Origin of the sequence: Streptomyces sp. NPDC051219, from assembly GCF_040682335.1 — a bacterium.
In the GTDB taxonomy this organism is placed as follows: domain Bacteria; phylum Actinomycetota; class Actinomycetes; order Streptomycetales; family Streptomycetaceae; genus Streptomyces.
In genome coordinates this window covers 25,982-47,700 of the sequence record NZ_JBFBAS010000043.1, presented here as the reverse complement: position 1 = coordinate 47,700, position 21,719 = coordinate 25,982, and the positions used below count along the sequence as shown (strand labels likewise).

Annotated in this window: 22 protein-coding genes and 6 pseudogenes; 9 read left to right on the top strand and 19 right to left on the bottom strand. The window is 66.9% G+C overall.

Translation table 11 applies throughout. The annotated features are described in order from the left end of the window. Positions 1 to 207: 207 nt before the first annotated feature. Together AB0M62_RS30665 and AB0M62_RS30660 are read right to left on the bottom strand one after the other, a co-directional pair. Positions 208 to 648 carry a PaaI family thioesterase gene (locus AB0M62_RS30665; protein WP_366077591.1) on the bottom strand — a complete coding sequence of 147 codons (441 nt, stop codon included), beginning with the start codon at positions 646 to 648 and terminating at the stop codon, positions 208 to 210. A 27-nt stretch (positions 649 to 675) separates the two neighbouring features. Next, a complete protein-coding gene (locus AB0M62_RS30660; RefSeq protein WP_366077590.1) occupies positions 676 to 2,235 on the bottom strand; it encodes an MFS transporter in 1,560 nt (519 codons plus the stop codon). Between the two features lie 97 nt (positions 2,236 to 2,332). Here AB0M62_RS30660 and AB0M62_RS30655 point away from each other — a divergent pair, with 97 nt between their 5' ends. After that, on the top strand, positions 2,333 to 2,815 hold the full coding sequence (locus AB0M62_RS30655; RefSeq protein ID WP_366077589.1) for a helix-turn-helix domain-containing protein: 483 nt from the start codon (positions 2,333 to 2,335) through the stop codon (positions 2,813 to 2,815). 333 nt (positions 2,816 to 3,148) lie between these two features. Here the strand turns inward: AB0M62_RS30655 and AB0M62_RS30650 are convergent. From AB0M62_RS30650 to AB0M62_RS30635, 4 genes and pseudogenes are all read right to left on the bottom strand, one after another. After that, positions 3,149 to 3,689: pseudogene (locus AB0M62_RS30650) on the bottom strand (transposase); the annotation flags it as partial. Between the two features lie 406 nt (positions 3,690 to 4,095). Next, positions 4,096 to 4,272, bottom strand: a complete 177-nt coding sequence (locus AB0M62_RS30645) for a hypothetical protein (RefSeq protein WP_366077588.1) — start codon at positions 4,270 to 4,272, stop codon at positions 4,096 to 4,098. A 448-nt stretch (positions 4,273 to 4,720) separates the two neighbouring features. Further along, complete coding sequence (locus AB0M62_RS30640; RefSeq protein WP_366077587.1) at positions 4,721 to 5,293, bottom strand: CGNR zinc finger domain-containing protein; 573 nt, start codon at positions 5,291 to 5,293, stop codon at positions 4,721 to 4,723. A 666-nt stretch (positions 5,294 to 5,959) separates the two neighbouring features. Next, entirely contained in the window at positions 5,960 to 6,499 is a 540-nt protein-coding gene (locus tag AB0M62_RS30635) for a TetR family transcriptional regulator C-terminal domain-containing protein (protein ID WP_366077586.1), read from the bottom strand. Between the two features lie 342 nt (positions 6,500 to 6,841). Between AB0M62_RS30635 and AB0M62_RS30630 the strand changes: the two genes are divergently transcribed. Beyond that, positions 6,842 to 7,606, top strand: coding sequence for a hypothetical protein (locus AB0M62_RS30630; RefSeq protein ID WP_366077585.1), 765 nt, complete (start codon positions 6,842 to 6,844; stop codon positions 7,604 to 7,606). Between the two features lie 387 nt (positions 7,607 to 7,993). Here the strand turns inward: AB0M62_RS30630 and AB0M62_RS30625 are convergent, their stop codons facing one another. The 3 genes and pseudogenes from AB0M62_RS30625 to AB0M62_RS30615 form a co-directional block, all read right to left on the bottom strand. After that, positions 7,994 to 8,473 carry an IS5 family transposase gene (locus AB0M62_RS30625; protein ID WP_366077584.1) on the bottom strand — a complete coding sequence of 160 codons (480 nt, stop codon included), beginning with the start codon at positions 8,471 to 8,473 and terminating at the stop codon, positions 7,994 to 7,996. 130 nt (positions 8,474 to 8,603) lie between these two features. Next, positions 8,604 to 8,648 (bottom strand): annotated as a pseudogene (locus AB0M62_RS30620) (hypothetical protein); the annotation flags it as partial. A 196-nt stretch (positions 8,649 to 8,844) separates the two neighbouring features. Further along, positions 8,845 to 9,165 (bottom strand): annotated as a pseudogene (locus AB0M62_RS30615) (GNAT family protein); the annotation flags it as partial. Positions 9,166 to 9,679: 514 nt separating this feature from the next. Between AB0M62_RS30615 and AB0M62_RS30610 the strand changes: the two are divergent. The 5 genes and pseudogenes from AB0M62_RS30610 (at position 9,680) to AB0M62_RS30590 (ending at position 11,343) form a co-directional block, all read left to right on the top strand. Continuing rightward, entirely contained in the window at positions 9,680 to 10,102 is a 423-nt protein-coding gene (locus AB0M62_RS30610; protein ID WP_366077583.1) for an organic hydroperoxide resistance protein, read from the top strand. Between the two features lie 332 nt (positions 10,103 to 10,434). Beyond that, positions 10,435 to 10,710: pseudogene (locus tag AB0M62_RS30605) on the top strand (peptide-methionine (S)-S-oxide reductase); the annotation flags it as partial. A 31-nt stretch (positions 10,711 to 10,741) separates the two neighbouring features. Next, positions 10,742 to 10,867, top strand: a complete 126-nt coding sequence (locus AB0M62_RS30600; protein ID WP_366077582.1) for a hypothetical protein — start codon at positions 10,742 to 10,744, stop codon at positions 10,865 to 10,867. A gap of 156 nt (positions 10,868 to 11,023) precedes the next feature. Further along, the gene (locus tag AB0M62_RS30595; RefSeq protein WP_366077595.1) at positions 11,024 to 11,161 is read left to right on the top strand and encodes a hypothetical protein; all 138 of its coding nucleotides are present in this window, start codon (positions 11,024 to 11,026) and stop codon (positions 11,159 to 11,161) included. After that, positions 11,158 to 11,343, top strand: a complete 186-nt coding sequence (locus AB0M62_RS30590; RefSeq protein ID WP_366077594.1) for a hypothetical protein — start codon at positions 11,158 to 11,160, stop codon at positions 11,341 to 11,343. The genes AB0M62_RS30595 and AB0M62_RS30590 overlap by 4 nt, the downstream gene beginning before the upstream one ends. On the opposite strand, the pseudogene AB0M62_RS30585 reads toward AB0M62_RS30590, so the two are convergent. The 7 genes and pseudogenes from AB0M62_RS30585 to AB0M62_RS30555 all read right to left on the bottom strand — a co-directional run. Next, a pseudogene (locus AB0M62_RS30585) lies at positions 11,286 to 11,402 on the bottom strand (hypothetical protein); the annotation flags it as partial. The gene AB0M62_RS30590 and the pseudogene AB0M62_RS30585 overlap by 58 nt on opposite strands. 144 nt (positions 11,403 to 11,546) lie before the next feature. Further along, a pseudogene (locus AB0M62_RS30580) lies at positions 11,547 to 12,299 on the bottom strand (transposase family protein). Positions 12,300 to 12,997: 698 nt separating this feature from the next. Continuing rightward, complete coding sequence (locus AB0M62_RS30575) at positions 12,998 to 13,771, bottom strand: class I SAM-dependent methyltransferase (protein WP_366077581.1); 774 nt, start codon at positions 13,769 to 13,771, stop codon at positions 12,998 to 13,000. Between the two features lie 91 nt (positions 13,772 to 13,862). Then, the gene (locus AB0M62_RS30570) at positions 13,863 to 14,321 is read right to left on the bottom strand and encodes an NUDIX hydrolase (RefSeq protein ID WP_366077579.1); all 459 of its coding nucleotides are present in this window, start codon (positions 14,319 to 14,321) and stop codon (positions 13,863 to 13,865) included. Positions 14,322 to 14,381: 60 nt separating this feature from the next. After that, positions 14,382 to 14,768 carry a hypothetical protein gene (locus AB0M62_RS30565; RefSeq protein WP_366077578.1) on the bottom strand — a complete coding sequence of 129 codons (387 nt, stop codon included), beginning with the start codon at positions 14,766 to 14,768 and terminating at the stop codon, positions 14,382 to 14,384. A gap of 44 nt (positions 14,769 to 14,812) precedes the next feature. After that, positions 14,813 to 15,556: a transcriptional regulator gene (locus AB0M62_RS30560; RefSeq protein ID WP_366077577.1), complete on the bottom strand. Its 744-nt coding sequence runs from the start codon at positions 15,554 to 15,556 to the stop codon at positions 14,813 to 14,815. A 218-nt stretch (positions 15,557 to 15,774) separates the two neighbouring features. Then, positions 15,775 to 16,278 carry a hypothetical protein gene (locus AB0M62_RS30555; protein WP_366077576.1) on the bottom strand — a complete coding sequence of 168 codons (504 nt, stop codon included), beginning with the start codon at positions 16,276 to 16,278 and terminating at the stop codon, positions 15,775 to 15,777. Between the two features lie 490 nt (positions 16,279 to 16,768). On the opposite strand from AB0M62_RS30555, the gene AB0M62_RS30550 reads away from it, so the two are divergent. Beyond that, complete coding sequence (locus AB0M62_RS30550; RefSeq protein ID WP_366077575.1) at positions 16,769 to 17,464, top strand: hypothetical protein; 696 nt, start codon at positions 16,769 to 16,771, stop codon at positions 17,462 to 17,464. Here the strand turns inward: AB0M62_RS30550 and AB0M62_RS30545 are convergent. Beyond that, positions 17,448 to 18,434 (bottom strand): D-cysteine desulfhydrase family protein, encoded by a 987-nt coding sequence (locus tag AB0M62_RS30545; protein WP_366077574.1) that lies wholly within the window; start codon positions 18,432 to 18,434, stop codon positions 17,448 to 17,450. The genes AB0M62_RS30550 and AB0M62_RS30545 overlap by 17 nt on opposite strands. A 471-nt stretch (positions 18,435 to 18,905) precedes the next feature. Here AB0M62_RS30545 and AB0M62_RS30540 point away from each other — a divergent pair, with 471 nt between their 5' ends. After that, a complete protein-coding gene (locus AB0M62_RS30540) occupies positions 18,906 to 19,931 on the top strand; it encodes an alcohol dehydrogenase (RefSeq protein WP_366077573.1) in 1,026 nt (341 codons plus the stop codon). Between the two features lie 126 nt (positions 19,932 to 20,057). Here AB0M62_RS30540 and wrbA read toward each other — a convergent pair whose 3' ends face one another. Both wrbA and AB0M62_RS30530 read right to left on the bottom strand, forming a co-directional pair. Continuing rightward, positions 20,058 to 20,666, bottom strand: a complete 609-nt coding sequence (wrbA, locus tag AB0M62_RS30535) for an NAD(P)H:quinone oxidoreductase (RefSeq protein WP_366077572.1) — start codon at positions 20,664 to 20,666, stop codon at positions 20,058 to 20,060. 375 nt (positions 20,667 to 21,041) lie between these two features. After that, positions 21,042 to 21,344, bottom strand: coding sequence for a muconolactone Delta-isomerase family protein (locus AB0M62_RS30530; RefSeq protein ID WP_366077571.1), 303 nt, complete (start codon positions 21,342 to 21,344; stop codon positions 21,042 to 21,044). Positions 21,345 to 21,719: the final 375 nt, after the last annotated feature.

Sequence of the window (21,719 nt, the reverse complement as noted above, 5' to 3'; positions counted from 1 at the left end):
TCGCTGCCCTCGGCATGGACGTCACCATCGCCTCGCGCGAACAGACCGCATGAACCGCGCCAACGCGTATCACTGCAGGTGATTTTCAAGAGAGTTCGAGGTACCGCGCCGCTCTCCTGCGGCGTCGCTGCTCGGCTGAGGCGTTTTTCTGAGGGCGGAGAAAGGACAACGACACCCTGGACGACGAGCGCGGAATGCGAGTGGCCCTCAGCGCCCGGGCAGCACTTGGTTGAACAGCCGCACCTGACCCCTGGCGATCAATCTGCCGTCCCCGTCGCTGATCTCGACCACCCAGAGTTGCAGACTCTTGCCCTGCTGGACGGGCGTCGCCAGGACGTCGAGGCGGCCGGCGACGTACGGCCGCAGGAAGTCGGTCTGGTTGCTCACGCCGACGGCGAATCCGCCGTCGGACTCCACCGCATAAGACGCACCCACACTGGCGACGCTTTCGATGACGGTCGCATACAGACCTCCGTGCGTGATCCCCCACGGCGTGTGGTGCCGCTCGGAGACGTCCAGGTGGGCCCGGACCTCGCGCGGGGACACCGTGTCGATGTGCAGACCGACAGCCCGCAGGAACTCACCCGCGTGCGCCGGGTCGAGGTCAACCGCGAGCTTCGCAGCGGGCGGTTCGGAAGCTTCGGACATCGTGACTCCTTGTCATATCTGGAGAGATCAGGTGTGGGCGGGGCGGTTGCGGATGAGGACAACGGCTGCCGCAGCGGCCGCGAGAATGCCCACAGCCGGGATCAGGACAGCCATGTGCAGGGCACCGGTGAACGCGTCGCCAATAGCCGCCGCAACGGTTTCACGCAGACCAGCAGGGGCTGCGGAAGCCGAGGCCCCGCTGCTGATGGCGCGGGTCACCTGGTCGGCAACGGCGGGTGGCGTGCCCTGCTGGGCCAGTTCGGACCGCAGTCGTGACGTCAGCCCGCTCGTGAGGATGGTGACCGTGATACTCGCCCCAAGCGTGCTGCCGACCTGGCGGAACAGATTGACCGTCCCACTGGCCATGCCACCATCGATGTGCGGCACGCTGATGACCGCCACCGCAGTGCTTGAGGGAAGAATCAGCCCTGCCCCGGCCCCGCACAGCACCATCAGGATGATCAGCGTCGCGGAGCTTGTGGCCGGACTCTGAGCGGTCATGAGCAGCATGCCGGTTGCCGCTAGCAGTGAACCGCCCCCCAAGGTCGCCTTGAAACCGAAACGGCGCGCGACCTGGGCTGCCACGTAGCTGACCACGATGTACGAGAGCATCAGAGGCAGCAGGAGAAGACCGGCGCTGAGGATCGACTCGTGCCGGACCGTTTCGAAATACAGCACCTGGGCGAACGCCACGCCCACGAACCCGTACTGACCCACCAGCGCGATGACGTTGGCCGTGGCAAATGACGGACTGCGGAACAGGCGCAAGTTCAGCATCGGCGTACGGGTGCGGGCTTCGAACAGGATGAACGTCACGAGCGACACCGCGGCGACTGCGAACGCCCCGACGGCCATGGGTGTCCCGAACCCCACGTGGCCGCCCTCTATGAGGCCGAAGCTCAGGAATCCGATGGCCGCTACCGCCAGCACGAGGCCCGGCGGGTCGAGATGACGGCCAGGGTGCCGGCTCTCCGCGACGAAGCGGGGCGTGAGCAACAGCACGACGACCGTGAGGGCCACGTTGACCAGGAACACGGCATGCCAGGAGAAGCGCTCGAGGATCAGTCCTGCCGCGATCGGACCGAACGCCAGGCCGATGCCGGAGACCGCGACCCAGATGCCTACCGCCTTGGTCCGCTCATGCGCATCGGTGAACATGTGCGTGACGATCGACAGGCTGTTGGGGAGGATCATGGCCCCACCGAGCCCCATGATCGCCTGCCCTGCGATGACGCCGACCGGCCCGGCGGACACAGAGACGATCAAGCTTCCGGTGCCCAGCAGCAGCGCGCCCAGGGCGAAGATCCGGCGGCGGCCGACGATGTCGCCGACCGTTCCGGCGGACAGAACGAAGCTGGCAACCACCATGGAGTAGATGCTGGCGATCCAGACCAGGGCAGGACCGGAGACGTGCAAATCCTGCTGGAGCGGCGCCAGGGTCGCCGTGGTCTGTGTGATGTTGACGAACATCGCCATCTGCCCGAGACAGGCAACGATGAAGCCGATCCGACGCCCCGTCGCCCCCTGGGACATCGGGGCGTTCTTGCCCGTCCGGGTGGCAGTCGCCGCAGCGGCGTGGCTCGCCATGAGCAGTCCCTTCCTCCTGGCTGAGTCTGGATTTCAGACTCAGCGTCGCCACCCTAGCAAGCTAAGTTCTTCATGCGAACCCAGATAGAATCAGGACATGGAATACCTCGATCAGGACGTCTCAAACTGCTCCATCGGCCGGGCCGTCGGGCTCGTTGGGCAGCCGTGGGCGCTGTTGATCCTCCGCGAGGCCGTACGGGGCGTTCGACGTTTCAGCGACATTCAGGACCACCTGGACATCTCCCGCTCGGTTCTGAGCGAGCGCCTCGAACACCTCGTGGCAAACGGTCTGCTGGAGCAGCGGTCGTACCAGGAACCCGGTCGGCGCCGGCGCAGCGAGTACGTACTCACCGAGAAGGGCCGCGATCTCTATCCAGTGCTCAGCGCCCTGCGCCAGTGGGGCGACAAGTACCTTGCCGACCCCGAGGGGCCGGCGGTACTGGCTACACACCACGCATGTGGAGCACCCGTGCATGTGGCATTGATGTGCGAAAAAGGCCATCCGATCGCCTCGAACCAAGAAGTCGAGCGCCGGCCGGGACCCAGCGCACGGCCGAAAACGGCCGAGCCGAAGGCCTAGTTTCTATCCGGCGGATCAAGGCGTCGCAGGCTCCAGGATTCGGAGACGAGTACCGACCCCGCCGGAGTGCGACCGCGACCACCGGGAGCGCTACTCGTGGAGGAGCTGACATTCGCTGCCGCGGATTCGATCCTGCGTGAGCTGTGCCCGCAGGTCGTTGAGGGCTCCTGCCGGTCTGGGTCCGCAATCTGTCCTATCGGCTGGTGCTCTTGCAGCGGCCGGACGAACCGGCGCTGATGCGAGAGGCTGCCGAGAACCTGTGGTTGCACGGACCGGATTGGGACGACATCGCAGCAGACCTGACTAGGCAGGCAGACGCCCTGGAAGCAGGCTCTATGACGGCATGAGCCAGAGGCGGATCGAGGCCACTGTGACCGTGTCGTGGAAGACATAGGCGCGCTTGTCATAGCGCGTGGCGAGGACGGGGATCAGCTGCGGGCTGTCGCCTCACTGCCGGGAGTTGGTAGCAGGGCCAGCGGTTGGGGCCGCCCCCTCCCCGGCAAGGTGCTTGCAGGTCAGACCACCCCGCGAGCATCCGAGTCCTTCGTCAGGGCCGGTGCTGCCGAGGCGTTGATCTTCCCTTCGGAACCCGTGGCACTCTCCGCGGTGCTCCAGCGGCAAGCTGGTGGGCCCTGCACGAGGTGGAGTCCACGCTCACCATGCTCCAGTCGACGGGTCCCTCGGCGTCAGCATCGGCCTGGACGGCCTGAAGGATCCTTTCCCAGGTGCCGTCCGCTGACCACGGGCGGTGGCGCTCATGCACGGACTTCCAACATCCGAACCGCTCCGGCAGGTCCCGCCACGGGACACCCGTGCGGATCCGGAACAAGAACCCGTCGGTCACCTTCCGGTGAGCAGTCCAACGGCCACCCTGGCTTGCGGATGTCGGTGAAACGCGCTGCGTTCTTCCGGGCACCGAGGGCCGTCGGCAGCACTTTCCGGTTCACTGTCCGACGGATGCCTGGCACCCGCTGATGTGACGGCCGCGGGAGGAGACCGCTAGAAGACCTGGAAGAAGCAGCCCAAGGCGATCACCCCTGCAGCCGTTATGGACGACAGCTTGATCAAGACTTTCGGGATCTGCACAGCGGTCTCCCTAGGAGAAATGTTGATCGTTTGACGACTTGGGGTCAGCTCTGGATGCTGCGCCGAGATAAGCAATCCAGCCTCGGGCACGGTCCACGCACTGCATCGCTTCCCGAGCCTGGGGGTTTGCCGGGCGGTCGCGGCTCACGATGACTAGGACGCGGAGGGCCGGTCGAATAGGTGCTGGCGTCGGCTCACAGGCAATTACGCACGAGCCACTCATCCGGGTTGTATGCGTCTCTCGCCGGATCCTGCGCCACGGCCGGCCGCTCTTCAACCGTGTCTTCCAACCGGATGCGCTCCGGCAGCTGCGAGAACCGCAGTTGACGCACCATTTGGGCTGCTTCCGTGGCCTTACGTTCCTGTTCCATTTCAACGCCTCCTCAGTGCGGTGATGCACCGCACTTGATGGCAGCCGCCCCATCCCTTGAACAGGATCAGGAGCGAGATGCTTCCTGGTGACTTCACGGACCCGAGAGTGGTACCGCAGCGGAACCGCCCGGACGCTCCATCCGGACGCGGGCCAGGGCCTGTCCTCCTTCGTCGGGACGGGACACGCAGACGTCACCGGCTCAACGGAGCCTGATGCTTGCAGGTTCCGCGTCACCCGTCAAGAGGGTGATTTACTCAATGGATGGCTGAGTCCCAGGCCGACAGAAGCCGAAAAGTTCGCGGCAGAGCCTGGGGACCAGTTAGCGCCCGGCTGAGCTCCACGCCCCTCCGGTGCTTCGACATAGCGCGATCGCCAAGCCAAGCACTTACCGCGCCTCGCCGTCACTCAACAGATGGGGGGCCACAGAATGTGGTCGTACAGCCTTACTACCCTGAGCTCGCGGAGATCGCTGTCTGTTCACTCGCGCGCTTGCGTGCCCGGTAGGCCGCAGCCTTGATCCTGTTGCCGCACGGATCCATCTTGCACCACTCCCGGCGCGCCCCCCGGGAATGATCGATGTAGATCTGGGTGCAGTCGGGATTCGCGCATTCCTTGAGTAGCGGTACCTCTGGCCCGCTGAGGACTGCGATGGCATCCCGGGCGACATAGGAAAACGCCTGCTGAACAGTGGCTTCAATGCGGCGTCCATCCGCAGTGAGCTGCGGAACAGGAGCTGGCCGGCGTGCCGCGTCATTCACCAGACTCAGCGCTTCCTGGTCATAGCCCTCGCCAGTGATCTTCGCGATGACCAGCTGATAGATCGCCTCCCTCAGAGCCACCGCCTCGCGGACATCGAACGGCTCACAGGCGATGTCACTTTCGGTGATTCCACACTCGCGGAACCACGAGGTGAGGCTCTCCGGCGAGTGGAGCATCTCCCGGGGGCTGGGACTGCGCCGTACGCGCAGCGTTCCCGCGAAGTCGAGCGCCGGGCTTCCGGCGGGAAAGGCATGTTCCATGTCACTATTCTGACAGGTGACGATTGCGCATGCAATGCTCTGCTTGCAGAAAGGCACGCGTCACCCCGCGCGTGAGCTCTCGCCCATGAACGCTCCCGAGGTCCCGATCGGACACGACCCTGACTGCCGCACGAGCACCATCGGGCAGTGGAGGGGCGGCCACGTCGGGCGAGTCCGACGGTCAGGTCACCCAGGCCGATGCGCAGGCCTCGGGCGTGCAAGTTGCCGAGCGGCATGCTCGACTGCCCCGCATAACTCGGAGCCGTACACGCGGCTTTGGAGGATGCGGGCCGCAGCGTCCGCGCTTCCCGGCCAAAACGATCACGACGAGCGGGGCGACGGCCGGCCCTCAGCGCCGCGGGGAATGAGGCGATCGCCCCGAGAGGACGGTGACGCCGGCGCTTGCCGGGGAACGCGCCGGGTCCACAGGCAACACCGAAGCCGCTTCCGCGAGGGGAGCGTCCCGACGGCATAGGCAGCTTCTGCCCCCATCCGGCCATTGCGGCCAGACCATTGACGAGCCTCATGGCCAGCGGACGAGACGAATGCAGCGGGACTAGGTTTGGACTAGGTTCCCACCGTCAGGCCCAAGATCACCGACGGTCTGACAGTCCCCCCGCCACAGCTGAACTGATCGGTTGGTGAGTACCTCTGAGTCGGCTGCCCTCATCGCAGGATCACGCCGAAAACGACCGTAAAGAAGGCTTCGAACGCCCTGGCCGAACGGTCAGTCCTGGAAGAAACGAGTGTTCCTTCCCATGCGCTGAGCACGAAGCGCGCCAAGGTGGAAGCATCCAGGGTCTTGGACACATCGCCCGCCTGCTGAGCCTCGGTGATGGCGAAGGCAAGGGCATCGGTCCAGGCTTCAAAGCTCTTGTGCGCCGACGCGCGCAGCGCCTCGCTGTGGTCGGCGACCTCGACGGCGAGATCACCCACCAGGCAGCCGCGATTGAAATCGGCACCGATATTCTCGTCACGCAGGAATTCGAAGTGCCGACGCAGCCGGGTCAGCGGCGCAACTGACTTGTCACGCAGGCTGCCCAACCGGCGGCTGGAGCCGTAACGCTCCAAGGCCACGACGGCCAGGGCTTCCTTGCTCACGAAGTGATTATAGAAAGACCCCTTGGGAGCCCCAGCGGCATCGGTGATGTCCTTCACGCCAGTTGCCGCATAGCCATGGGCGTGAAACTGCTCAACGGCTGCCACGATGAGATTCTCACGCAGACTGGGCCTAGCCACTGTCCGGCCTCCCGATGCACAAAATGGGCGATCATCTCGCAGACTACACCCTGCCCGCCCTCTCGGTCGGTCCGACCTGGGCTTACCCCCGCAACGCAGCAAGCGCCGCTGCTACACCAAATGACCGCTCGCCATCCGTCCTCCTGCGAGAATGGTGAGGCATAACGATGATGCCGCACGTACAGTCATTAAGCACCGCATTCCGGGCATACTGACGGGCAAGACGTGGGCGGCCCCAGTCTCGACCGCCACCCGTTGACTTCAAGACGACCGGTCATTATGGTCTAGATGATCGGTCGACTTACACCCGTGTCGCTCGTCCAGGCGGCGGCACACGACCAGGAGGACCTTGCCATGAGCGACCTCGCGACCACTGTCATCAATGCCCACGGCGGTCTGGACCGCTATGCGCAGTACAGTTCAGCTACCGTCCACTTCCGCTCCGGAGGGGCTCTGTGGGCGATGAAGGGTCAGGACGGGATATTCGACAAGGCTGCTGTAAGAGTCGACCTGCGCCGACAACACGCGAGTCACTACCCCTTCACCGCGCCTGGGCTTCACACCTCCTTTACCGCCCAGCGGGTGGCCGTGGAGAGTGACGCCGGCCAACTGGTGGCCGAACGCTTCGACCCCAGAGCCGCGTTCGCGGGCCACGATCTCGAAACCCCGTGGGATGACCTGCATGTCGCCTACTTCGCCGGTTATGCGATGTGGACGTACCTGACGTCTCCCTTCACCTTCACCTCGCCCGGGTTCCGGACCGAAGAACTGCCCCCCGTGATCGAGGACGGACAAAGTTGGAACCGGCTCAAGGTCACTTTTCCCGACGAAATCGCCACGCATTGCCGGGAGCAGACGTTCTACTTCGATCAGGAAGGGTTGCTCCGCAGGCACGACTACACGGCCGAAGTTCTCAATGCCGGGCCGGCCGCGCACTACTGCTTCGACCACAAGAATTTCGAGGGAATCATGGTCCCCACCCGGCGCCGCGTTCACCCGCTGGGAGAAGATGGAGTAGTGGTGCCTGATATCGAGCTCGTCACCATCGACGTCGACCACGTCGAGTTCAGCTGACACAGGACCTACCGCTGATGGAGGCGGTCGTCCAGGCATTCGCACATCGCCGTCGTGCTGCCCGCCGGTTCCCATCTCGGCAAAACACCCCGCGGGCACTGCCGACCTCGCGGCCATCTTGGCGTTCAGCAAGTACAGCCGCGCCGTGGTCCGGCCACCCCGGCCAACGTGGTCGCATTCCTGCTCCGACGGCAGCGCCTACGAAACGGGCCGATCGACCCTCGTCGGCGGCGGGTTCAACTCTGCCAGCTCCGGTTAACCAACCGACTCGCAGCGCCGGGTGCGGTGACTGCGGCCACTGTGTCCTCTGGCTCCAGCGGCTGAGGTTGATTCCAAGACGGGCGCCCGCACCGGCAGCTGGACGATGCGAACGGGGCATCCCACAGTTCAGAATGAGGTTCTGAGTCGTCGCAAGCAGATGATGCTGCAGGCGAGTTGGAGGAGGCCCAGGTGGAGGTCGGCGCGTATCTCGTAGCGGATCCGGAGCCGCTTGAACCGGTGGAGCCAGGCGAAGGTCCGCTCGACGACCCAGCGGGTCTTGCCCAGGCCGGATCCGTGCGAGGCGCCGCGGCGAGCGATCTTCGGTGTGATCCCCCGAGCTCGGAGCAGGCGGCGGTACTTGTCGAAGTCGTAGCCGCGGTCGGCGAACAGCCGGGCCGGCCGATGACGCGGCCGCCCGCGCACACCGCGGATGCGGGGTATCGCGTCCAGGGGCATCAGCTGGGTGACGTCGTGCCGGTTTCCGCTGGTCAGCGAGACGGCCAAGGGGGTGCCGTGCCGGTCGGTGATCAGGTGGTGCTTGCTGCCCGGACGTGCGCGGTCGACCGGCGAAGGTCCGGCGTGAGCCCCCCTTGAGGGCTCTGACATGCGAGCCGTCGACCGCCGCGTCGTCCATGTCCAGCAGGCCCGCCGCTCGCAGTTCTGCCAGAAGGATCTCGTGCAGGCGGGGCCACACACCGGCCTCGGTCCAGTCCCGCAGACGCCGCCAGGCCGTCACTCCGCTGCAGCCGATCCGCTCCGTGGGCACATCCGCCCAGCTCACGCCCTTGCGCAGCACGTAAACGATCCCACGCAGGGCAGCCCGGTCGTCCGTCGGCAGCCGACGTCAGCGGAGACAGCAATGGGGCTACCCGTACCCACAGGTCATCAGGCACAAGATCATCCGAAACCCGCACAACTCTGCCGCCACCAACCCCAACTGCCAAGCCCTACAAGCGAACTCATTCTGAGATGATCAGCTAGTCGCCGAGGACTCGCTCCCACAGCAGCCCGTCCCGCCAGCTCCCGTCGAGAAAGATCGAGGAGTGCGCGACGCCGTACGGGCTGAACCCGTTGCGGCGCAGCACCCGCTGCGACGGCAGATTCTCCAGATTGGTGGACGCCTCGGCGCGGTGCAACCCGAGTTCGTCCGTCATCACCCGGAGTACAAGCCCGACGGCGTGCCCGGCGTGCCCTTGATTCTGGGCGACGCTGGCGATCCAGGATCCGACGGAGCCGCGGCGCAGGTGCGGCTGCGGCTGCGGCAGGATGCCTCCGACGGTGACCTGCCCGATCACCTCGAGCACCGCACACTGACTGGCATCGGTCACAATTTGCCCCAAGAGGCGCCCACTGCTTTCGCCCAGGCCGTGATCGATGTGGACCATTTCTGACGCCCACCAACCAGTCTGCTGGGCTCGTCCGGCCACAGACCCGGTATGACGCAGTGCAGCGCTGGGGAACCGCGCGGCCAGCGGGCAGCCGCACGTCCGTTCGACCGACGATGCGGGTCGCCCAAAGTTGTGCGGGGCGGGCCACCGCTCCCTCACGTTCGGGGTCGGCATGGTGCTGCAGGCGCATGCGCCTCGACCCGATTGCTCTCCCACTCGGCCTGTGACGGCATTGCTGGAGATGCCGACTGGTCCAGAAGTCACCGGTCGTCTGCACTCATGACGTCACCATCTTGACAGGTGACGATTAGGTTGCCACTATTTAGTCACCGCTTGAACGGGTGACGAAAGACGAGGTCCCTGTCAAGACGGTTTCTCGACTCACCAGACCCGTAACGTCGTAACTTCCCTAAGAGGACATGCAATGTCGAACAGCTACACCGCCGTTGTGAACGTCACCGGCGAGGGCCGCAATGGCGGCCGCGTCCAGTCCAACGACCGCCTGCTGGAGACCAGCTTGTCTCTCCCGAAGGAGCTCGGCGGGGCCGGCACCGCCACCAACCCTGAGCAGCTCTTCGCCGCCGGCTGGGCCTCTTGTTTTCTCGGCGCCGTCCGTCGTGCCGCCGCCGACCGTAAGGTCAAGCTGGCCAGCACCGAGATCAACGCTGAGATCACCCTGAACCACAACGACGGCGAGTTCTCCCTCGCCGCCGTCCTCAACCTCGAACTCGGCGGCGTCGACCAGGACCAGGCCACCGAGCTCGCCAACGCTGCCCACCAGCTCTGCCCCTACTCGAAGGCCACGCGCGGCAACATCCCCGTCACCATCAACGCCACTGCGGTCTGACCTCACCGAGAGCCGGCCGGCCCTTAACCCGGCCTCCTCAAGCGGCAGGTCCCGCAACACCCCGGCTCCGGACCCGCACCCGTCGGTGCGGGTCCGGAGTGCGGGACCTGCTTCCACACACCAACCCTGCGCCCCGCACGCGCAGGAGGCACCCGGAGAGGTGGGCACACCATGTCACCTGCAATGGGCCCACTCGAACAGACCGATCGACACCGTCCGTCCGACACCCGGCCGGTCTCGGACAGGTTCCGAAGCGCCCGGTCGACCAGCGCAGTCAACTACGCCGGATGGCCGGAACCTTCCGCGGGGTGGTCATGAGCGGACACGGTGGCCCGACCACGAAGAACCGGCAAGGAAACGACTTCAGCCTCAGCTACCGCTCCGCCATCTTCTATCCGGACGATGAGCAGCGCCGCGTCGCTGAGGACACCATCGCCGATGTGGAGGCATTGGGCATGTGACCTGGGAGGGTAGTGACCGAAGTCGTACCGGCCGACGCGTTCTGGGCCGAGACGGAACACCAGGATTACGTGCGACGCTACCCAGACGGCTACACCTGTCACTTCCCGCGCCCGAACCGGCGGCTGCCACAGCGCGCAGAATCCTGACCACAGACTGCGCAACGCGCTGGACGCGGCCGTGCTCTCCACGGCCGGTCCGGCCGTCGCGGTGGACGCCGCGGGCCACGCCGTCGACACCGCCAACCGGGCCGCCGTCCTCAACGCGCTCACCCATCGGGGGCAGGTCGTCAGCCGTGGACGGTGAACCGCTGATGGGCTGGAGCTGGATCGGCGACCACCTCGGATACCTAGGCACCTAACGGTTGACCATGCCGCGACAGTAATCGCCCGGTCCTGCTCGCCCTGTTGACTGCCATACCGCTGGGCCTGGCCTGTGCCCGCGTCCCGCGCCCCTCAGCCGTTGGCCGCCGTCTTCAACGTGTTCTACGCGCTGCCCTCCGCGTCCGAGCTGCGTAGCAGGCCGAACGTTTCGCCGGGGTCGTTCTTCGGCGCCGGCATGGGCCGGGCAGCGGAGTACACCACACTGGCCTCGACGTGATCCTGCGGGTGGGCGTCGACTCCCGGCAGGTGGTGGAACGCGTGAACGCCCTTGGTCGCAGCGGCTTCTGCGAGGGGATGCCGGACAGCATCAGCGAGTGCGGGGTGCCCATGGCACCGGCCGCCAGGACTGCCGCGCAGATCGCCCGGGCGGTGACCTCTTCGCCCCGCTCGGCTCGATAGAGGACGCCAGTGCACTGATCACCCTCGACCAGAACACGGCGGACGAGTGCGTCCGTCACCACTCGGATGTTCTGCGCCCGACCGGGACGGAGATAGTGTCGAGGGGAACCCGACTTCGACAACGACCTCCAGACAGGCCGTCAGGGCTGGAATCGGCCGACGGGTGGGAGCCGGCCTCAGCAGACAGTGAGCCTTTTCCAACCTCATGCTGATGCGTGGTGAAGGGCGAGGACGGCCTTGACGAGGTCGGTGATGCGGTTGGTGCTGCAGCGGAGCTTTCGCAGGAGTCGCCAGCCTTTCAGGGTGGCCATGGCCTGTTCGCCGACGCAGCGGATCTTGGCGTGGGTGCGGTTGTGCTGACGCTTCCACCGCTTGAGTTTTCGGCCCCGGAACGGGACGCGGATCGGATGGCCGGCTCCCTGATACGCCTTGTCGGCCCAGCACTTGAGCCCGGTCTCGGCGAGCGCGTCGACGATGCCGTGGGTGCGGGCGGCGGTCAGGTCGTGGGCGGAACCGGGCAGCGCGGGCGAGGCTCACAACAGCCGTCCGAACGGATCGGTCAGGACCTGGATGTTCATGCCGAGGCGCTTGTGTTTGCCGGAGTAGTACGGGGTGTGCGGCGATGCGGTCGATCGCCAGCAGCGTTCCGTCGAGGATCACGAAGGCCAGGCGGCTCGGGCCCGCATCGCCTGAGCCAGCCTGGGAGCGAGCGCGGCCAGGACCAGTATCGCTTCGCGGACGTAGCGGTGGACGGTGGCGATCCCGATGCCGAACCCTGCGGCCAGCTGGGCGCAGGTGTCCCCGCAGCGCAGATGCGCAAGGACCAGCAGGGCCTGGCCGCCCGGCGTGAGCCGCCGCCACCGCGTACCGAGCCCGTGCCGGTGGGCGGACAGTTCGTGGGCGAGGTGCCGCAGGCTCGCGGTGGACAGATCGATGGCCGACGGGTAGACAAGCACACGAAGCTCCTGGCAGACACGGGTGATCTTGGCCGTGAACCCGTGTACAAGGAGCTTCGCCTGTTCGTACAGCCCACCAACTACCCGTCACCGCCACCAGGTTGGAAGCGGCTCAGTCCTGGCCGTGCGCCTGCGCGTTACAGCCTTCAGCGCGTTCGCTGCGCTTCATGCGGCACCAGGCCGTCGCAGCCCCACCCCTTCGCTCGGGAAGTGCCCCGGGCGTCGTAGCTGGAGCGGTGCCCACGGGTGAACCCCATGGACGCTTGCTCGGTGGCGCGCTCCCCCAGTTGCGTGGCGTACTCAGGAGCGTGGTCCGCGGAAGGAACGGACGTCATCGCAGGCTCCTGAGCGCTGCCCGCCGTCCAGCAGCAGGACGGGCGCCCTGCTGTCTTCGGACAAACGCGCCGAGCGAGCACACTGCCGGCCGGGCCTGCACCCACGATGCAGTCAGCAGCGAGCGATGATGAGACTCTTTGAAAACGGCCAGAGCTGCTCGTTCTCCCCACTTGTTCCGGTTCTGAACGATGTGGGGAGGGTGGGGAGCACGAGCATGCTGCTGTACTCGTGAAGAGTGGTCAGACCGTGTCCCCAAGGAGTCCGAAGTCCTCCGGGAACGCTTCCAGGAACTCGCGCCGTGCCGGGTCTGCCTCGGCGTCGCCTCGATCCGACTCTGGCTCCGCTCGTGATCCGCCGATTGGCTACTCGTCCGAGCCCGCAGCCGACGGCGGTACCTCAAGGACGAAGAAGAGGAAGCAGGTCTTGGTCGAAAGGGCATGGAAGTCGTCGGGGAACAGCTCACGGGCGGCTGGGTCGGGCTGCGGCTCGCTGATGGCGGAAAGACGGAAGCCGGCGGTGGTGAAGGCATCAGTCATCGCGTGCAGCGGCCTGCGCCAGAACCTCATTGGGGCGGACTGCCCGTTGAACGTCCAGTCGAAGGTATAGCTGGTGGTCGCAAAGTAGTCAGGCCGAGGATCCTGGATCATGTAGGCCACGAAAGGGTGGTCCACCGACGCGATCAGCCGGCCGCCGGGCCTGATCACTCGCCGCAACTCGGCCAGCGTCGGCCCCCAGTCCTCCAGGTAGTGCAGCACCAGCGACGCGACCACGTCGTCGAACGCACCGTCGTCGAACGGCAAGCGGTCGCTCAGGTCGACCACGTGCAGGGCCACGTCGTCACCCAGCCGCCGTCTTGCCAACGCCAGCATCCCGGCGCTGGCGTCGATGCCGGTGACGACCGCACCGCGGTCGCGCAGTGCAGCGGAGAGGGCGCCTGAGCCACAGCCGGCGTCCAGGATCCGACGGCCGGCCACGTCTCCGGCGAGGGCCAACATCCCGGGCCGCTCGTAGTACGCGTTCACGAGGTTGTTCTCGTTCTCCGCCGAGTACGCCTCGGCGAAACTGTCGTAGTCATTCACCCGGGCCGGATCTGCAGACTGGGCGAAACTCTCGGGCACATCGGTTAAGCGTTCCATCGTCGCAGCCTAGTAGTCACATGATCCGCCGGACAGGCGCAAGGCCAGGCCGCCGACCGTCAGGTCGGCGGCCCCTGGGGATCGGTGACGGTCAGGTGTTGTCGGCGTAGTAGACGCGGAGTATGCCGTCGATGTCGTTGACGGTGTTCGAGATGCTGATGCTGTTGATCCAGCGGTGTCCGAGGTGGGCGCTCTGGCAGATGCTGTCGGGGTGTTCGACGGTGACGGCGAAGACGAAGACTCGGGTGATCTTGCCGTGGTCGTGGAGGTGGTCGTTGTGGCCGAGGTATCGGTCGACCTTGGCGGATGAGAAGCCGAAGTGCTCGGCCAGGACGCGGTGCATGCCCATGACCAGGGTTTCGCCGGCCCAGACGCTGCCGGTGGGCAGTTCCCAGGCGGGCGGGGTGTCGAAGTCGGGGGCGGCGGCCTCGATGAGGAGGAACCTCCCGCCGTGCTCGATCAGGGCCGCGGCGGCCAGGTCGGTGATGCCCTCACTGTGGGTTCGCGTGACCAGCTCGTCGAGCTGGCCGTTGTCGAAGAGGCTGATCACGGAGTCCTCCGCAGCGGGATGATGTCCGGGCTGCGGACCGGCATGGCCGGGCGGGCGGCTTCAGGGGTTGCCAGCAGAGCGACGATCGTGACGGGCTGCTGGCAGTGCGGGCAGTTCCGTGTCGCCGCGGGCTCCAACGGGTCGCGTTCGGCGGTAATTTGGCGTGATGCTCCGGGCCGGTGGGCGGGTTTGGGACCGCCCCGCGGTGACGATGTTCAGGAAGTCCTCGCCCAGGCGGCGGACCACCGTCACCCGGGCACCGGGCAGGCCCGGCGGCACCGAGTAGAAGTTGCCCTCGAAGGGCACCAGGCTCTGCGCGGTAACCGTCCGTTCCACCGACAACTCCGCCGGGAACGGCAGCGCGGGAAGACCCAACAGCGGCTCCGACTGGGCGAGTTCGGCCACCGTGGTTCGCGCTCCGTCGACCGTGCGGCGGCGCTCGTCCATCCGGACGGCAAGCTTGTCGACGCCGGACTGGGCCTGCTCGACGCTCAGATCGTCGGGGACAGTTCGCCACCAGCGCTGAGCGGCCGAGTGGTTCGCCTTCTTACGACACCCTTGCGGTTGCCCCGGCGGGAGGGACACACATCCACCCCGACGCCGTAGTACTTCGCGACGCCCGCGAACGCGGCGGTGACCTGCCCGCTGGACGGGTAGCAGACCGTGGACATCCGGTCGAAGCGCCACCGGCGGGCCGTCCCGCCCAGCTTGCGCACCACCTGGTCCAGGCCCTGGACCAGATGCGGGAAGTCCTCGGACTCCGCGAGGACCGCCCGCCACCGGCCCGAGTGCGCCAGGGCACCGACCAGCAGATGCGCATGCCCGCCGACACCCCATACCCCGGGCGGATCCGGCAGCTCAAGCCAGTCGAACTGGATCTCCTCACCCGGCGGATGCGCGATGATCGCCACGTCACGACCCCGCGTCGAGTGGCACGGATCGCAGTGCGGCCGCACGTCATACCGGCGAAGGGCACGAGTGAACGTCGAGTAGCCGCCCCGGTAGCCCAGCTCGGCCATCTCGTCGAACAGGGCGGTCGCCCACAGGTGCGGGTCGTCGGCGAGCCGCTGGCGGCAGTACTCCAAGTACGGCACGAACTCGTCCGCGGCCAGGCGGCGCTGCCCCGCCTCCTGCTCGCCGTTCAGGTATGCACGGATCGTCTTGCGGTCACGCCCCAGGTGCCGGGCGATCGCCGAGATCGTCCACCCCTGACGACGCAGAGCATGTGCGTCCACGTCTTCCTCCCGCGTGAGCATCCGGGCCTCCGAACAGGCCGACCGTCAAGCACACGCAGGCTCTCCACGACACGCCGACACCAGTTCGACACGCCGATCAAGACCACTCAATAGATGGGGAGATCAACTGAGCAGGTTTGAGGACACAACTGAGCACGGGTGGGGAAATTCAAAGAGCGTCATCAGCGACGGAGCGACAGCATTTCGCCAGTCGACCGTCAACGCTTTATGTGGACGGTGAAGTGCCTCTCCGTTTCACCGGCGGGAACGGTACGGACGTAGCCCTGGGCGTTGCGGTAGTCGCCCGTTCCGCCTGTGATGGCGACATCGACGAAGGACGGGGCAGGCAGGTGGAGCAGCGCCTGCGCGCTGAACTGCCCCTCAGGCAGAGCGAAGGTGCCCACACACTGGAGCTTTCCCGGGTTGACGTGAATATAGGTGCAGATCACGCTGTGATCGCCAACCTTCTCGCCGTCACGGTACAGGTCTTCGGCGATGACGCGCTGATCACCCAGACTGATTCCCTGCTTGCCCAGGTCGAGGTCTTCAATCTGGGTCTGCTTGCCCACCAACTGGATGACATCCGTGCGCTGTCGAGTGTCGGGCGCGCTGCTGGCCGACGTGTCCGCCGATGCCAGCGGGGCAAGCGCGACGGCACCGGCGAGGGCAGCAGCCATACCGACGGCTGCACTCAGGTAACGGGCCTTATTGATCTTCAACATACTTCGCAACTTGCCGCTCCGTTCCGTGGGATGTCGATTCGGCGGCGACAGGGAGGTGTAGAACCTCGGTCCGGCTGCAAGGGCGGACCCCGCTCCGACCGACTCGTGAACAACCCTGCGGGGTTGTGGATCGACACTCACACAGCCTTCGTCACCCGTCAAGCCGGTGACTGCTGGCATGAGAGGTGCCCCTTCCGTGGACGGCTGCCTGAAGTTCTGGACGGCAGGCGCACTCCGGCGCGGTGGTGACCGCGGGCCACCGGGTAGCCGCGGCCCTTTTCAGCACCCTGACCAGCCAAGCACGCGCCTGGTCAACGCGACCGGTGCCGAGCAGGCCAACACCTGCGACCTGCGTGTTTCGTGGGCCGCGGTCTGGGCGACCCCGCCCTGCAGCGGTTCACGTACCCACTAGTTCCGGTGATAAAGGCTTGGGAGTACCGTGCCGGGGCGCGGCTTGCCTGGCGGCGGCGACTGTTTCATAGTCCCAGGTATGGACGCGCGCGAGACGGCGCTCCGACAGGCATACGGCCATGCCGTCCGCTGGCTGGCGAGCCTGTCCGATCGACGGGTTCCCGCCCGCGCTTCGGTCGACGAGATCGTGCGCGCGCTCGGTGTCGAACTGCCCGACGGTCCGAGCACGCCCGCCGAAGTCGTCGACCTGCTGGTCACGGCCTGTGAGCCGGGTCTCACCGCGTTTCCCAGTGGCCGCTTCTACGGGTTCGTGGTCGGTGGCACTGAACCTGCCGCGCTGGCCGCGGACTGGCTGGTCAGTGCCTGGGACCAGAACTGCGTAATGCGCGCCGTCTCGCGCGCGTACACAGCGGCGGAAGACATCGCGAGCGCGTGTTTGCTCGATCTGCTCGGCCTGCCGGGTGACAGCGCCGTCGGCTTCACCACAGGTGCCACGATGGCAAACTTCACCTGCCTCGCCGCCGGTCGCGACGCGGTGCTGCGGCGCACCGGCTGGAATGTCCCCCGCGAGGGACTCTCAGATGGGCCAGCCGTACACGTCATCGTCGGCGAGGAAACCGCCACATGTCAGATCGGGACGCATCCGCCTCGGCTCCATGTGCGGACCCGTGCGCCGACCAGTCGACGGCGCCAAGGTCCTCAGTGCTCTCATGGCTGGAACCGTGACGGGCGCCGGAGCGTTCGGTCGGCCGTTGACTCTAGCCTTCGCCGATGAGTGCGGCCTGTACTCTCGCCAGCGTCGTGGGGTGGCCGAAGAGCCCGGGGAGGCCTCCCGAGTGCAGGAAAACCGTGCGCTGTCCGGGGGTGATGTCGCCGTCCTTGACCGCTGCGGCCAGGCCCGCCATCGCGCGTCCGGTGTAGATCGGGTCAAGCACGATGCCCTCGGTACGGGCGGCCAGGGTCAGGGCGGACATGACCGGCTCAGCCAGTGCGCTGTAGCCGTCGCCGACCTGGTCGAGCCGCAATCTCAGCGACTCCGGTGCACAGCGCGTACCGGACAGGCCGGAGGCCAGATCGGACACAGTCCGGCCGGGCTCGTTCACGGCACCGCAATGCACGCCCAACACACGCGCGGCACCCAGCGCGTCGACGAGGCCGGCCATGGTGCCCCCGGAGCCCACCGCGACGACGACCGTAGCCAGGTCGGGCGCCTGGGTGAGGAGTTCGCGTCCGCACTCCACGTAACCGCGCGCACCGAGCACGCTGGAACCCCCGAAGGGAATCAGCGCCGGGACAGCGCCCTGGCTCCGCAGCTGCTCTGCTGCCTGCTCAGCCATGGAGCCGAGCGCCTCGCCGCCGACGTTGCCGGCCCAAACGACCGTGGCGCCGAAGAGACCGTCCAATGCCAGGTTGCCCGAAGTTGACGAATCGGGTGCCCCGGCGAGTACGAGCACGACATCGAGCCCGAGGCGTGCGCCGGCGGCGGCGGTCAGCCGCGCGTGGTTACTCTGCGGGGCACCGGTAGTCACCAGGTGCGTGGCGCCGTCGGCCAGCGCCGCGCCGCAGGTCCACTCAAGCTTGCGGATCTTGTTACCGCCGCCCCCCAGGCCGGTGAGATCGTCGCGTTTGATCCACAGGTCGTCCTGCCCGAGGCCGAGCGCACTGGCCAGCCGCGGTACCGGTTCAAGCGGGGTCGGCCATGTGGCGAGCAAGGCCCGCTGCGGAGTACGGCTGTCGAAGACCATCGTTCACCTGTCCGGGATTGACTGAGCTCACGCCGCTGCAGAGCGAATGAGCAGTGCAAACGCCTGATCGGCGTTGCACCTCAGAGCTTCGTGGTCACGGCTGCGACCAGTGATAGTGGCACCCGTAGTGGGGCGCCTGGTACACCGACTTCGCTGTTGCGCCGGTCACCGACGGCGCCCTGCGAGGCGGGCCCGGCGCCGCACAGAGGGCGAGTTTCCGCTCAGTCCGGCCTCGTCTGCGCAGACCGCCTGCCGGGAGCCCTCCGGGCGGCACATGAAGTGGGCCGCCTTGTGCCGGTGCCGAGGAAGGGAGAGAGTCAGCGGCCGACAGTCCGAAGGCAAGAGCTACGGCTCGTTTGCGCATTCAGCTCCAGCACCACGTATCCGGCCCCGGCCCACGCGCGCCTCAGGGCCGGACATGGTCTGATTGGTGCCGGGAGTCGTTCCTAGCAGTATCCAGGAGAGGTCGAGATGAGCACGTATCGAGCTGCTCAGGTGGCCGCCGCCGGCGGGCCGTTCGAGATCATCGAGCGTGAGACACCGAAGCCTGGCCCCGGCCACGTTCGAATTGCCGTAGACGCCTGCGGGATTTGCCACAGCGACGCCGGATTCGTCGATGCCGCGTTCCCGGGCGTCCGGTTTCCAGTGGTCCCCGGCCATGAAATTGCCGGTCGCATCGAAGAGCTCGGCGAGGGGACGCAAAGCGGCGGCTGGCAGGTGGGCGACCAGGTGGCGGTCGGCTGGTTCGGCGGCAGCTGCGGCCACTGCACGCCCTGCAGGCAGGGCGACTTCATCGTGTGCGAGAACCTGAAGGTCCCGGGATGGGCATACGACGGTGGTTTCGCCGACGTGGTGATCGCACCGGCCGATGCCCTGGCCCGAATCCCCGAAGCGCTGGCGGCGACCGACGCGGCACCCCTGGCCTGCGCGGGGGTGACCACGTACAACGGGCTCCGGCGCAGTTCCGCACGGCCGGGCGATCTGGCCGCCGTACTCGGCATCGGGGGCCTAGGCCACCTGGGGGTGAAGTATGCGGCCGCCATGGGCTTCGAGACTGTGGCCATCGCCCGTGGGTCCGACAAGGCCGACTTCGCCAAACAGCTCGGCGCGCACCACTACATCGACAGTACAGCGGACACCACCGTCGCGGACGCGCTGCAGTCTCTCGGCGGCGCCAAGGTAGTCCTGGCCACCGCTGCCGACTCCCACGCCATCACGGCGACCGTTGACGGGCTGTCCCACCGCGGCGAGCTGGTGGTCGTCGGCGCGGACGCTCAGCCGCTGGGAATCAACCCGATCCAACTGCTCATGCAAGGCAGGGTCGTGCGCGGCCATCCGTCCGGGACAGCTCAGGACGTGCAGGAAACCATGGCATTCAGCGCCCTTCACGGGATCCGCCCGATGACGGAGATCATGCTGCTGGACCAGGTCGATGAGGCGTACCGGAAGATGCTGTCCGGCGCCGCACGTTTCCGCATGGTGCTCACTCCCCACTGATTTTGCAGTCTCCATCTCCTGCGGCGACCACCGGCCATTGGGTGCAGGAGCGTCTCGGTTGAAAGCGCCGGTCGGCGCCGCCGAGAGAGGCGACGCCGACCTGCATGCCCTCGCCCGGCGCGGCCGTCAGGCGGCCTTGAGCTGCGCGGCGATCTTCACTACGCGCTCCGCCTGGTGGCGAGCGGCGGCGCGGGTGGTGTCGTCCACCGGGTTCGTGCCCTGACCGTCCACGTGCGAGGTGCCGTATGGGTTGCCGTCCGCGAACTTGACCGGGTCGGTGAAGCCTGGGGCGACCACGATGCCGCCGAAGTGGTGGACGCTGGTGTAGAGCGCCTGCAGCGTGGTCTCCTGGCCGGCATGGGCGGTCGCGGAGGAGGTGAAGCCGCTGTAAACCTTGTCGGCCAGCTTGCCCTGCGCCCACAGCCCGCCGAGCGTGTCGATGAACTGCTTGAGCTGCGCGGAGAGGTTGCCGAAACGGGTCGCGGAACCGAACAGCACGGCGTCGGCCCACTCAATGTCCTCGGGGGTCGCCTCGGGGATGCCCGCGGTGGCGGCGTGATTGGCCGCCCAGGCCGGGTTGGAGTCGATGGCCGCTTGCGGGGCAAGCTCGGCAGCCTTCACCAGGCGGACCTCGGCACCGGCCTTGACACCGGCGTCGCGCAGCTCCTTGGCGATCTCGGCGATGGTGCCGGTAGAGGAGTAGTAGACGATTGCAAGATTGACAGGAGTGGCCACGGCGGCGGTCTCCATTCCATTATCGGGATACTGATGGGGGCCCGGTCTAGCCGACCGGTCTATTACTCCAAACTAGACGACCGGTCGAGAAATTCCAAGCTGCCAAGTGACGAGGGCGATTGACTGCTGCACCAGGCGCCCCCGAAGACAGGCGCCACTCTGCTGAAGGCAGCCGAACGGCTGCCACTCCGGCTACGCGGCAAGCAGGACGGACGGGCCATTTCATGGGAGGCGGATCACGGGCGCCCAGAACAGCATGCTGGTGACTCCGCGCCGATTGAGGTCAACAGGCCACCTCAACAGGACGAGTGCGAAGAGCGCCGCCTCCTGCCGCCGCGGGCCCTGTTGCGCCAGCAGGAGGAGGGACGGTGGGACTCAAGTGGCGGTGCCGGCCTTGCCCGGGTCGTTGGGGTGGGACTCCAAAGCCGTGACCGCCGGGGTCATCCATGACCAAAGCGGCAGGGTGCCGAGCACCTTCTCGCGCAGCTCGTCCTCGTCGGCGGCGCGCCACACACCGATGCTGCGTAGCTCGCCTACCGGGCGCCACAGCCGCACAAGGTGGCCGGCTGCGGCCAGTTCTTTCGCCCGTACGGCTTCCGCGGCGCGGCGGCGGTCGACCTCGGCCGGGTCGGTGCCCTCGGGGATGGTGGTGGTGAGCTCGACCAGGAACTCCTTCATGATCCTTCTCCTTTTCTGCGGAGCGCTTCGGAGCGCAGGGACGTTTTGGTGTGGCTGCAGGTATACGACCACGTGGTTCTGGCCGGATGGCTGCACCGGTCGCCGGTGAAGCTCAGGCAGCCGTCCGCCAACGGCGGATCGGCGGCCCCGGCGGCCCGGCGGCCCGGCGGACAGGACCGCTTCGCGACAGGGCGGACCCCATCCGCGTGGCGACGTCCAGGGACCTCGTCGCCTGCGTGCCGGTGCAACAGCGGCACAGCATGGATCGTTCCCCGTCGCTTCATCACGCCCGACCATGGGTTGCCTGCGCCGGCTCTCGCGGTGACGGGCCGACAGGCTTCCACGACGCCGCTCGACGAGAACACCACGTCACGC